Consider the following 12,603-nt stretch of genomic DNA (forward strand, 5'->3'; position numbering starts at 1 on the left):
TATGGTATTCTAATCGGTTCATTATTTCAAATACCTGTGCACTCGGCCGTGCCCGACAATATTAACGCGCTATCAACTTCGGTCTCGTGAGTTCACCTCAGCGCAACGCCCAATTTAATGCCTGACAGCCGCCAGCCACTTCCGGCCCTACAGCAAGCCACGAATACCGGGATACCACAGCAGCACAACGTCGTTAGATTAATCATAAGAGCGCAAGCCCACATAAAAGCAAGCAGGATGACTGGCGTACAGCGCCTGATAAAAACCCTCATCAAAATAAAGTTATGCTGTTAACAACACAACCTACTACAGGACCACTCGTAGATGAATATGGGGTATTCTAGGGTTGTAGCAGACGGGAAGCATCGTCCTCAAGCTAGCAACCCCCTCGCTAAAGGACTTTCGTTACTCAGAACTGGTGAAGTGGAAAACGCAGGCAGCGAAGAGGATATTTAGCGGCAATTACAGGTGTGGCTCCACCCCCGCCAAGCTAATACAACAGTGTCGGTCCATAGCGACAACACCCGTCACAGAGCCACTTAAAATGACAGGTATACATCGAACAGCGAGCCCCTTTATCCCGATACTGTTATAGCTCGTGAATAAAAGGGAGCGGAGAGGTTTTATTTTCCCACCAACGATCTGGCGATCACCTCTTTCATAATTTCAGAGGTTCCACCATAAATACGCTGAACACGCGCATCCACCCAAGCACGGGCGATTGGGTATTCGCTCATATACCCATAACCACCAAATAACTGTAAGCATTCGTCCATTACTTCACATTGCATTTCAGAAGTAGAAAGTTTAATGGAAGCGGCAACATCAGGGGACAACTGACCTCGACAATAGGCTTCTATTCCGTACTGTACAAACGCCTCGTTAGCGGCGATTTGGGTTTTCACTTCAGCCAATTTAAAACGCGTATTCTGAAATTCAGATAACGACTTTCCAAAGGCCTCCCGCTCTTGTACATAGCCTATGGTTTGGTCAAGGGCACCTCTAGCGGCACCCAATGCAAGTACACCGATAATTAGCCGCTCACGCGCCAACTCCTTCATCATCATTGGAAATCCGCCACCCTCTTCGCCAAGAAGCGCGTCAGCAGGCAACCGTAAATCCTCAAAGAATAACTCTGACGTGTCTGCACACTTCTGCCCAACCTTATCTAAATTTTTCCCTCTAGAAAATCCCGGTAGGGAGGTATCGACCAAAAACAGGCTGATCCCCTTAGCGCCAGCCGAAGGGTCTGTTTTAGCGGCAACAATAACTAAGTCGGCATGCTGACCATTAGAAATAAAGATCTTTGAGCCATTCATTACGTAGCCATCATCGACACGTTCGGCACGAGTACGGATATTCTTCAAGTCACTCCCCGCACCCGGCTCGGTCATACCTATGGCAGATACGGCCTCGCCACTCACCATCTTGGGAAGCCATTTCATCTTCTGTTCTTCAGTACCAAAATTCAATAAGTACGGTGGCACAATATCGTTGTGCACCTGCAAACCGCCACAGAAGCCAGTAAAACCTGCATAGCCAAGCTCTTCAATTACCGCAAAAGAAAATCGTGGTGACACCCCATAACCACCATAAGCTTCTGGAACATCAACACAAAGCAAGCCAGCCTCACCCAACTGATTATAAAGCAGTCGGGGCACCAGGCCCTCTTTTTCCCACTGTTCATAGGCAGGCGCTATTAGCTCTTCGCTAACTCGCCTCACCGTCTCGCAAAACAAGGACAGCTCACTACCTTCGGTCTCGTTTAAGTAGAAATTTTTCATTTATAAAGACTCCAAAGCCTACCTGGTGGCAGGTAAATATGTATTGTGAGCCAGCCCCTCAACGAAGATCGAAGCCGACTACAAACACAGAAAAGTTAATGAATTTTATAATTTGTATTAAGCAATGTTTTGCTAACATTCCGCTTTATTTAACGGCAAAGGGGTTAAAAAATGCTTATCCTAAGCTTATCGTTCAGCTGGGAATACAGCAAGTATTACCCCTTAGGCTATCTGTCGGCTACATGATCCCAGGGGGGGATTTGTTATGTCTTTTCCCATAATAAGTGCTTCCTGCCGAACTAGCGCAGCAGAATCAGCCCTGACACGCAGAATTGCCCTAAAGTCGCTATGCTCGGCCATCTCCCCAGTTAATTTTTTATTCCTGCCAGTATACCTCTATACACCAATTGCGAGTTTAACGGTTTTACTATTTAGTCTACGTAGATTGCCACCCATCTCACAATCCTGTCACTGAGCAAATAGCACGCCCAGTAATCATTAATATACTTGACGAAACAACATTCCATACCTTATGGTATACAAAAATAAGCAAAACCAACTCCTATAGCAACAAGCCATACAAACTCAAGATATTGAGAGGTGGGCGTCGAATAATTAGATCAATAATTGGGCAGCTACTACATTCAAATGTGTTCATATCAGCTAAGCCGCATCCTAGCTGTGACAGATATCAGAAGACTATATGAACAATATTGATTTCGGTCTTGCGCGGTTAATTAGAGCCCGAGTTGCGTGGACCGAAAAAAAAAGACCAGCGGGACACTAGAGCGCTTTGACGAGAGCGTTATAAGCGAAAGCGTATTAAAAGCAGCAACTTGGAATATAGACACAAACTAAACAAGGATAAAATAATGAAAAAAACCTTAGTGTTATCAATACTATTAGCTTCAAGCCAAGCATGGACTGACGTCGTTGAGAAGAAACGTCGGGACTATATAGAGGAAGTGATTGTAACCGCTCAAAAAAGGTCGCAGTCAGCGCAAGATGTGCCGCTATCTGTATCGGTAATGAGCGCCGAGCGCATGCAGACTTCGGCTATAAAATCATTTGATGAAGTTGCCCTTACCAGCCCAAACACCGACATTAATATGACCCCCGGCTATGTCCAAGTTGGTATGCGCGGCTTGAACGCACCACTCAATGACGGCATGGAACAATCTGTTGGGTTTTATGTAGACGGTATTTACTACGGCAAAGCCGCCTTCCTCCAAGACGCGTTTCTTGACTTAGCCCGGGTCGAGTTATTAAAAGGTCCACAAGGTACACTGTTTGGTAAAAATACTGTCGCGGGGGCGATCAACGTTACTAGCGCAAACCCTACTCACGAATGGGAATCGTCAGTAGCAATAACAACAGGTGATTATGACAACAAAGAAATAAGCGCAATGTTAAATGCACCGCTAATAGAGGAAAAATTAGCACTGCGCATAGCCGCCACTAGCCATACCAAAGATGGCTACGTCTATAACTCCGTTCGCAACGAAGACGAGAAGCAAATAGACAAGCAAGGCATCCGCGCCAAACTATTATTTGATGCTACAGATGATCTTAGCTTTGTCCTTACCATGTACCAAGGCGAAGCGAAAGACAACGGCCAAGGCTGGGAACCGTTTTCTCTAGCACCTGAAGCCGCACTAGTACATGGGCTATTCGACCCTACCCTCGAAGACAATTTTGACTATGTTAGCCATAGCGATACTGAAAATTATAGCGCCAGCGAATCACGGGTGATAAATCTAGACACCAACTGGGAATTCGGCGACCAATTACTAACGATTATTGCCAGCCACGCCGAATTAACAGAAACGCTTTACCTTGACGCTGACACCGGCCCAGCCCCTATCGCAGATTGGGATCGCCAAACAGAATATGATCAACAAATGCTGGAGATTCGCCTTACTTCTGCGCCAGGAAAAATAGAATACATTGTCGGCGCCTTTGGTTTTCAATCGGACAATCATTTAGTGGGCGATCTGCGCATGCTGCCAGACCCTTCCCTAACCGGCGTATTATTAGATGCACTTTCGCCAACGCTCACAAACTTACTTGGCCCAGTCACAGACCCTTTGGGAAATATTCTAGACCCATTACTCTACGGTTTAACGTCGGATTCCTTACATCAAGTTTTTCAGCAAAACACCAGCACACTGGCACTATTTACCCAGTTAAGCTGGCATATAAGCGACCGACTGACCGCCATTATTGGATTGCGCGCATCTAAAGAAACCAAGGAAATAGATCTAGATCAAGACTACGAAAATACCGGCGTGCTTTTACAGGCTGGTTTTGGTGTAACCGAATACACATTACAAGACAAGCGCAACGAGTCTAATGTTGCGCCCAAACTATCATTACAGTATGCCGTTAAAGACGACCAGATGCTTTACGCATCGTACTCCGAGGGCTTTAAAGCCGGTGGTTACAATCCACTAGCACGCACCCCAGACGAAGCAGAATTTGATCAAGAAACAGCCATTGCTTACGAACTTGGCTATAAAATTACCGCCCTCGAAGGTGCCCTTACTGCAAATACTGCACTCTTCTACACCCAATTTAGCGACATGCAAATTCAAGCCTTTATTGGTAACGGATTCCTTGTCAGCAACGCCGCCGAAGCCACAACGAAGGGCTTGGAATTCGACATTAATTACCAACCCTTTCGCGGCACCATGCTTTACGCCAGTGCCGGCTATACTGACGCTAGATTCGATGACTACCCCGATGGCCCATGCCAAGCAGGTAGCAGTGAAGAAACCTGTGACCTAAGTGGTGAACAGCTGCCACGCGCACCTGAATACAGTGCTGCCTTTGGGTTTAACAGTGCTCTACCGATCATAGAAGACAAGCTGGCCTTCGTTATTGGTGCTGACTACAGCTGGCGCGACGATATTTTCTTTGACCTAGATCAAGACCCCATCGACACCCAGGAAGCCTATTCTCTGGTGAACTTACACGTCGGCATAGTTGACCCCAACGAAAACTGGCGCTTTATGGTCCATGTGAAAAACCTAGAGGATAAGACTGTTCGCCAATTCACGGCAGACCTACCCATACTTGAAGGATCACACATGGGCTTTTTAATGCCACCACGGATGATAACGGCTGAGTTTGGCGCTAATTTTTAATATTCCTATTTAATTATAGTAAATAGACAACAACAGTGACCGCAAGCACCACCGAAACAGGGTGCCAGCTGTCACTGTTTGTACTGACAATTCCACTTTCGTGTGGGATAACGGCCAAACCTAAGCTTCTCATCCGCCTTGACGTCAAAGTAAATTCCCTCAACTTAACGGGGTTGCTGTAATCTCCACTCAGTACTTTTCTCGGTTTTTGGCCGAGGCTTCCCAAGAAAACACGCGAGACCATCTTTAAAGGTAGCGATCAGAGATGAGATACCGATAAATATCAATGCACCAAAAATGCAGCATGCCATAGCGATAGCTCCCTATCCATTCTCGGGTAACAGCGACACCAAGGTTCGACCTTCCAGCGGGATACTCAATCTAAGATCACCCTCGGAGCCTGCGTGATATATCTTGGCAGCGTCCCAGCTAGAGCAACTTACTACATATGAAAGACCCGATTCTAATCTAGCGACGACAATACCCTGCACCGAATCATTGCTACCGGCGTATAGAAAAAGGGAAAGCGGTGACGACAAAGCGTGATGAATTACAGCTTAAATAAGGAGCTGGAGATATAGCCGAATAATCGGCTATATCTAATTTACGGATGTTACTTACAAAACATCGCCAACGATTGGCAAGCCACCTACTAGGCCGCCGATAACAGGTAAATCGCCAACAAGGGGGATGCCACCGCCAAGCAAGCCCCCAACGACTGGTAGTGAGTCAACAATGGGCAGGCCGCCGCCAGTTAAGTTGCCAATCACCGGTAAACCACCAAGAATATCACCGCCAGCTAGATTGCCGACTAAGCCATCAACTAGACCGCCAACTATCGGTAAGCCGCCAATTAAATCACCGTCAGCTAGACCGCCGACTACCGGTAAACCGCCAAGTAAGTCGCCGCCGACTAGACCACCGACTACCGGTAAACCGCCAAGTAAATCACCGCCGACTAGACCGCCGACTATCGGTAAGCCGCCAAGTAAATCACCGCCGGCTAAGCCGCCAAGTAAATCGCCGTCAGTCAGACCGCCAACCAAGGGTAATCCACCAAGTAAGTCGCCGCCGAGTAGATCTCCACCGAGTGCGCCGCCGACAATGGGTAGGCCACTCAGCAGGCCGCCTACGATGGGAACTTGTGCTTGTACTGTCATTGCGGAACTAGCTATTACCAAACCACCCAATAGAGCTGTTATTTTCTTTTTCATGGTGAACCCTCATTTTTATTTAAGACTAATAGTTTTTAATGTTGCACCGAGCATTAGAGTTGCTGCCCGTGAATCGACCTGACTTTGTGCGGCACAAAATAATACTGGTATAAATATATTGATATCTCAATGCGCGACTATATTAAGATGTTATTTTTGTGAGGCCGATCTCGTTTCTGAAATGCAATCAGCGAATAAATAAATTGGTACTTATACTTATTTTTATAAATCACCCCACTACTACACATAATCCTTAGCTTGCAGGCTAAAAGTTACGTATTTTAAATTTTGTGATGTAGCTTCCAGCGGGTTATTGGAGATTCCTTGTTAGTAGTATTTTTTAAAATATCTCAACTTCACACTTCCTATATAGTGGTAATTAATCATTTCAAAAATCTATCCAACATGGACTTGAGTTTTTATTTTTATATTTTAACAACGATGTTTTTACGAGGGGATATTAATACTGACATGAAATGATTCTAAAGTTTTTGTGCTTGAAACAACTTCTCTTCTTCCGGTTTAGCGGCGATTTTGCCGATCGTCATTCATGCCATACCAATCGCTTTTGGAACAGGCTAGAAAAATATTAAGCATCGTCATATCCCAGCACTAACGATAGACCAGCCCGCTACTAGCATTCTCTCTTACAAATTAAGTGAAGAAACTTATTCACTAACTAAGGCAAGGCGGCTGAAGCTACTCGCGACCTTATCGGTCACAACAAGTTGGCAGAAATAAGCCAAACACTTTTTCGACACATGAGTAGCAAGATATAAAACCGTTACTTGAGCAATAGGGGCAGCTAAGCGCGATCTAACTCCAGCTTTAAAGCTGCTTTATCCAGTATTCGTAACTGACCATAGGCAAGCTGGATAACACCATCAGCTTCTAAGCGTTTGAGCTCACGACTAACGGCCTGACGTGACACCCCAAGCATTTTTGCGAGATCTTCTTGGGGAAGGTGCACATCAATTAAATGACCTAGCTTACCGTCATCCACACCATAAAAATTCAACAGCTCTAAAAGGCGTTGCGCCAAGCGCGCAGGTAAAGAGTAAAGCGCTACACTCTCTACATAACTTAAGGCCAAACGTAATTTGCGACATAACATGGGCACAAAATACTGATATAGCTCCGGCTTTGCGTTTAATAAGGCGTCAAACTTAGCCTTGGGTAAAAATAAAATTGAGCAGTCACCCACCGCAAAGGCATCCTGACTTCGCGGTAAGCCATCAAACAAAGAAACCTCACCGATCCAGTCACCCGGTTCCACAAGCATGACCAATAGCTCTTTACCGTCTCGACTGCTATTACTCAGGCGAATACGCCCTTCCACCACGCCAAGAAGCCCGTCACCCACATCTCCCTGCGCATATACACACTCACCATCAGCCAACTGTTTTAAAGAACTAACAGCAAGAAGCTGCTCCACCACATCGACCGGCAGCCCAGACAACAGGGAGTTAGTCGTTAATATTAAGCGTTTATCTATCACAAAATACGTCCATTTTATGGGTATCACTTTTATTTAGCTTTTTGTTCAACACTAACAATGTAACCTTTTTGACAGATTTCTGATGACATAGCGCAGAAACTTAGGCTATAGATTAGCTTGAAACGAGTAAAACAATAAGGAAGCCGTTATGACCACCACATCACTTAAAGACCAAGTATCCCCTGAAGAATGGCAGCTTCGCGTTGATCTTGCCGCAGCCTATCGCCTTGTTGCCTTATACGGCTGGGATGATTTGGTCTTCACACACATTTCGGTACGAATTCCCGGCCCAGAGCATCACTTTCTTATAAATCCCTACGGGATGATGTTTGAGGAAATTACGGCCTCCTCACTGGTTAAAATAGATCTTAACGGCGAGAAAGTACAAGACTCTCCCTACCCGGTGAACCCTGCTGGCTTTACGATTCACAGCGCTATTCACCAAGCTCGAGAAGATGCGCTTTGCGTGATGCACACCCACTCGCTTAACGGCGTTGCAGTATCCGCACAACGCGATGGCGTCTTACCACTATCACAGCAATCTACCCTTATTTTAGCTAGCCTCGGCTACCATGACTATGAAGGTATTGCCCTCAATGAAGAAGAAAAACCTCGCCTAGTCGCTAATCTTGCCGACAACACCTTTCTAATGTTGCGCAATCACGGCTTACTCACCGTAGGTAGCAATCCTGCAGACGCATTTTTGGCCATGTATTTTTTTGAGGCTGCCTGTATGATTCAAGTAAGAGCGCTAGCTGGCAATAGAGACTTAACTCCTATAAACCCAAGTATTGTCAGTGGTGTTAAGGAAGCAGCCGAAATTGCCACCAAGGGCTTATTCGGCGGCCTCGCATGGCCAGGATTACTGCGTAAACTCGACCGCCAAAACCCTGGCTATGCCGATTAAATATAAGCAAAACAACAAGGAGCCATAAAATGACCAGCACACGCACTGACCTAAAGCAATTTTCGAGTTTTGCCGAATTCTATCCCTTTTATTTAGCCGAGCACACCAACATCATCTGTCGCCGGCTACACTTTGTCGGCAGCAGCCTAGTTATTGCTCTACTTATTAGTACTTTTGCCACTCAAGACTGGGCCTTACTTTGGTTATTACCCGTCATTGGTTATGGCTTTGCTTGGGTGGGGCACTTCTTTTTTGAGCACAATAAGCCCGCTACCTTCAAACACCCCTTATATAGTTTTATGGGCGACTGGGTGATGGCAAAAGATATGCTTATTGGCAAAATCCCGTTCTAATGTAGCTTTAACGCAAATAACGAGGCTATCAGAAAAATTACTGATTATTTGCGCTATGCTATAAGTAATTGTATTCCACAGAGACAGATAATCAGTCATAGGATCTAGCAATGGATATCATCCTTCTCACCAACTTCTTGAAATGGTGTAGTGTTCTTAACATTGGCATCCTATGTTTTAGCAGTCTTATGTTTATGCTAGCCCCCGATTTTATTTACCGAGTTCACGGCCGGCTTTTCACTCTTGAAAGAACGGCCTTCAATACCCAGATTTACCAGTTTCTCGCAATTTATAAAATCCTAATATTGGTATTTAATCTTACTCCCTATATTGCTCTGCTGATTATTCAGTAATTAAGGAGATTTCAGCTCTTTAGCAATATTACGTTAGAATATCAGTCTTATTCTTAATCACTGTGAACAGCCCCATGAAAAAAATTGGTTTTATCCTTCTCTGCGTCATATTAACTGCCTGTTCTGGCAAGCCCAGCGAACGTCTAATAAAACAATTAGTCTCTGATGCTATTCTTAGTGATGGCGGCGCCGAGACTTACCGTATCACCGCCTTTGAGAAAACCAATGGCTTAGCTAAAAACGAACAGACCTATATAGCTGATGTGCGCTACGAGCTGACGTTCAAACAAAGCTTTGAAGCGCTAAGTGAGCAGATGATCGATACACCCAGTGATTCCCCCTTTGAAACAATTGGCTCAGGCTTCAAGCTCATGACCATGCGGATGCAGTATGGTGACTTCAAAGCGGGTGACAGCATCACAAAAGAAGACCGAGTACAGCTAATAAAAACCGAACAAGGTTGGCGCCTGGATGATTACCAATAAATGTAAATAAAAAGTATTAAGGTCAGGGGCAAGCTTTAAACAGTGTCAGCTGAGATTATTAAAGACGATATGTTGTTAACAGCAACACTGTCGAAATAATGAACTCATGCTGATCATGGCTCATCACCAAGCCCTCGACATGATGAAGACCACGCTGAAGTAGAGAGCTACCTTGACTCAAATGAAGCCAAACCACCCCAGCAATATTTACCAAAACAGTAAGCCATAAGCCAACCCGAAAACGAAGTTTCTTTGTTTTATGACGCAAGCGTTCTTGTGCCACAAGTGCACCCGGCCACCCACAGCATATCGCTAATATATGTAGGGTATTTTCCGGCACTCGCCATGTCCCGGTTACTGCTGCCTTTTTATCTTTAGCGTAATAAAAATAAGTAACAAAGCTCGCCACCAAAAACAAAACACCAATAATTAGCGGTGTATAGCCGAGAGAATAAGAACCAAAAATAGCTGCCACAAAGGCCATTACTATAAAATATTTATAATTCAAGGTTTGATATACTTCGTGTTCAAAGGGCAGCCCTAAAATAAAACTGGGTCACTGCTGTCCCATAAACATGAAACAAAAAAGGCTTAAATCTCAACAGATTGATACAATGTAAGTGCGACCAAACACTGTACATATCAGGAGATTTAAGCCATGGCACATCATAATACGGTACTCGCTCAATTGCTAAAATTTATTCCGAGACATGAATTTGAGATGCTGGCTGGTCAGCATCATCAAGGCCGAAAATTGCGTAAAATGTCTCGCTGGTCGCAGTTTGTTGCTATGGGGCTGGGGCAACTCTCAGGGCGCAGCAGTCTACGCGATATCGTTACCAACGTTTCTGCCCAAGCCAGTAAGCTGTACCACCTCGGTGCCTCAACGGTCAGTCGATCATCACTAGCCAGAGTCAATGAACGGCAGCCACATTCTCTGTATGAAGCACTCTTTGGCAAGCTTCTCGCTCGTTGCCAGGGTCTGGCACCCAAGCATGGTTTTCGTTTCAAAAACAAACTTTACTCCCTGGATGCATCCACCATTGATCTCTGCCTTAAGGTATTTCCCTGGGCAAAATTCCGTTCCACCAAAGGCGCGGTTAAGCTCCATGTGGGCCTGGATCACAGCGGCTACCTTCCAACCTTTATGACGGTCACTGACGGCAAGGTTCACGATGTCACCATTGGCCGCACACTCAAACTCCCGAAACAAAGTATAGTCGTCTTTGATCGCGGCTACACGGATTACACGTGGTACAACCTGCTGAATGACAATGCTATTTTCTTTGTTACTCGCCAGAAAACCAATGCCACATACGATGTGCTCGAACGTCGGCCTGTTGCCAAAAACTCGGGGCTTACCTCCGATCAGACAATCAAAATCAAAGGCACCAAAGCGGCCGATTGCCCTGCGGCATTACGTCGTATCAGCTACCGCAATCCGGAAACCGGGAAGCACTATGTCTTCCTGACTAACAACTTCAAACTGGCTGCTAAAACCATCGCTAACATTTACAAATCGCGCTGGCAGATCGAACTGTTCTTTAAATGGATCAAACAGAACTTAAAGATCAAAAGCTTTTTGGGCACTTCCAGAAATGCCGTGTTAACGCAAATCTGGATTGCCATTTGTATGTACCTGCTGCTGTCGTATATCAAATTTTGTAACAAGCTGAATTTGAGTCTCCAGCAGATTTTACGCTTACTCCAGCTCAATTTATTTGAGCGACGGGACCTACTGGCTCTACTGAGAGGTGACCCTCCAGAGTCGGTGGACCCTCAATTACAAACCCAACTGCAATTCACCTGAAAGTTTATGGGACAGCAGTGAAACTGGGTATTAAAAAGGGGGACTAGGCACTGATTAGTTTTAATAATTCGTCGCCTTTGTAATCTCTACGCCCACCACGTTCAGCTTGCTGAATTAATTGCCGCACCCTTTCATTAGCCGGAGCTGAAAGACCATAATTCTCGCCTAGGCGAATCACTTCGCCGTTTAACCATTCCACCTCTGTTTTACGACCCCGCTCCAAATCTTCCCACATAGAAGAACGCGCAACAGGGTCAATAGCCAGCATGGATTGGGCAAATCGCTTAAACACAAAATCAGGTAAGCTCAATAATGCAGGCATCCAAGTGGCTGGGACCGCCGTCATCTTTTGGATAGGAATTCCGGCAGAGCCCAGTACGGCAAGTGCCTCACGCTGCAACGCAGCCAAACATAATCTGTAAGCTCGCTGAGAAAGCTGATCCTTTAAACCTATTCCTGATAAAGCATTAATGGGGTTGTTTAAGTTAAGCAGCAACTTTGACCAAAGCACCGATGTCATATTGTCGTGGGTTTCAAATGGAGTGCCACTAGCCAGGAAGAAAGCGGCTAACTCTTGCGCCATTGCCGATTCTTGAATGATAACCTCTCCATCTGTACCGGCATGAAAATGCCCCCTCTCTCCCTGCAATACATTAAACGCTATCATCCCCGCCAACACCGTATGATTAGGTAAAGCCTTTTGCAAAACAGCTGCATTCCCAACGCCATTTTGCAAACTAATCACGATGGCTTTTGAATCTATCACTTTGGCAAGATCAGCCGCTACAGCCTCTGTATCACCTGACTTAACTGTAACAATGACACATTCTCGATCGGCCATAGCGCCAATATCTGTAAAAAAACACAAATGAGCAGGAGCAATATGGTGGTCTAATCCTCGGAAGTCACTGATCCTTAAGCCATGCTCGGCGACAATATTGGCAATCCGCTCTCGTGCTAAAAAACTGGTCTCAGCACCACCCATAGCCAAAGCGGCGCCCACGTAACAGCCAATACTACCTGCACCGATTATCCCTATTCTCAATGCCATGC

At 45.5% G+C, this 12,603-nt stretch carries 11 protein-coding genes; 6 read left to right on the forward strand and 5 right to left on the reverse strand.

Features of this window, described 5'->3' with window-relative positions; all coding sequences use genetic code 11:
* Positions 1-623: 623 nt before the first annotated feature.
* On the reverse strand, positions 624-1,784 hold the full coding sequence (locus tag AELLOGFF_RS11290; protein WP_159268840.1) for an acyl-CoA dehydrogenase family protein: 1,161 nt from the start codon (positions 1,782-1,784) through the stop codon (positions 624-626).
* An 872-nt stretch (positions 1,785-2,656) separates the two neighbouring features.
* On the opposite strand from AELLOGFF_RS11290, the gene AELLOGFF_RS11295 reads away from it, so the two are divergent.
* Positions 2,657-4,930, forward strand: a complete 2,274-nt coding sequence (locus AELLOGFF_RS11295) for a TonB-dependent receptor (RefSeq protein ID WP_159268841.1) — start codon at positions 2,657-2,659, stop codon at positions 4,928-4,930.
* A 617-nt stretch (positions 4,931-5,547) separates the two neighbouring features.
* Here AELLOGFF_RS11295 and AELLOGFF_RS11300 read toward each other — a convergent pair.
* Together AELLOGFF_RS11300 and AELLOGFF_RS11305 are read right to left on the reverse strand one after the other, a co-directional pair.
* A complete protein-coding gene (locus AELLOGFF_RS11300) occupies positions 5,548-6,144 on the reverse strand; it encodes a hypothetical protein (RefSeq protein ID WP_159268842.1) in 597 nt (198 codons plus the stop codon).
* An 805-nt stretch (positions 6,145-6,949) separates the two neighbouring features.
* Positions 6,950-7,642 (reverse strand): Crp/Fnr family transcriptional regulator, encoded by a 693-nt coding sequence (locus AELLOGFF_RS11305; protein WP_159268843.1) that lies wholly within the window; start codon positions 7,640-7,642, stop codon positions 6,950-6,952.
* Positions 7,643-7,790: 148 nt separating this feature from the next.
* On the opposite strand from AELLOGFF_RS11305, the gene AELLOGFF_RS11310 reads away from it, so the two are divergent.
* The 4 genes from AELLOGFF_RS11310 to AELLOGFF_RS11320 all read left to right on the forward strand — a co-directional run bounded on the left by AELLOGFF_RS11310 (position 7,791) and on the right by AELLOGFF_RS11320 (position 9,740).
* Positions 7,791-8,549, forward strand: a complete 759-nt coding sequence (locus AELLOGFF_RS11310; protein ID WP_159268844.1) for a class II aldolase/adducin family protein — start codon at positions 7,791-7,793, stop codon at positions 8,547-8,549.
* Positions 8,550-8,578: 29 nt separating this feature from the next.
* Positions 8,579-8,902 carry a DUF962 domain-containing protein gene (locus AELLOGFF_RS11315; protein ID WP_159268845.1) on the forward strand — a complete coding sequence of 108 codons (324 nt, stop codon included), beginning with the start codon at positions 8,579-8,581 and terminating at the stop codon, positions 8,900-8,902.
* A 110-nt stretch (positions 8,903-9,012) separates the two neighbouring features.
* Complete coding sequence (locus tag AELLOGFF_RS18220; RefSeq protein WP_419183918.1) at positions 9,013-9,255, forward strand: DUF6868 family protein; 243 nt, start codon at positions 9,013-9,015, stop codon at positions 9,253-9,255.
* Between the two features lie 74 nt (positions 9,256-9,329).
* Positions 9,330-9,740 carry a hypothetical protein gene (locus AELLOGFF_RS11320; RefSeq protein WP_159268846.1) on the forward strand — a complete coding sequence of 137 codons (411 nt, stop codon included), beginning with the start codon at positions 9,330-9,332 and terminating at the stop codon, positions 9,738-9,740.
* Between the two features lie 58 nt (positions 9,741-9,798).
* On the opposite strand, the gene AELLOGFF_RS11325 is transcribed toward AELLOGFF_RS11320, so the two are convergent.
* On the reverse strand, positions 9,799-10,224 hold the full coding sequence (locus tag AELLOGFF_RS11325; RefSeq protein ID WP_159269378.1) for a DUF1294 domain-containing protein: 426 nt from the start codon (positions 10,222-10,224) through the stop codon (positions 9,799-9,801).
* Between the two features lie 174 nt (positions 10,225-10,398).
* Here AELLOGFF_RS11325 and AELLOGFF_RS11330 point away from each other — a divergent pair, with 174 nt between their 5' ends.
* The gene (locus AELLOGFF_RS11330; RefSeq protein ID WP_159268847.1) at positions 10,399-11,550 is read left to right on the forward strand and encodes an IS4 family transposase; all 1,152 of its coding nucleotides are present in this window, start codon (positions 10,399-10,401) and stop codon (positions 11,548-11,550) included.
* 43 nt (positions 11,551-11,593) lie between these two features.
* Here the strand turns inward: AELLOGFF_RS11330 and AELLOGFF_RS11335 are convergent, their stop codons facing one another.
* Positions 11,594-12,601: a 2-dehydropantoate 2-reductase gene (locus AELLOGFF_RS11335; RefSeq protein WP_200842647.1), complete on the reverse strand. Its 1,008-nt coding sequence runs from the start codon at positions 12,599-12,601 to the stop codon at positions 11,594-11,596.
* Positions 12,602-12,603: the final 2 nt, after the last annotated feature.

Origin of the sequence: Zhongshania aliphaticivorans, from assembly GCF_902705875.1 — a bacterium.
Classification (GTDB): domain Bacteria; phylum Pseudomonadota; class Gammaproteobacteria; order Pseudomonadales; family Spongiibacteraceae; genus Spongiibacter; species Spongiibacter aliphaticivorans_A.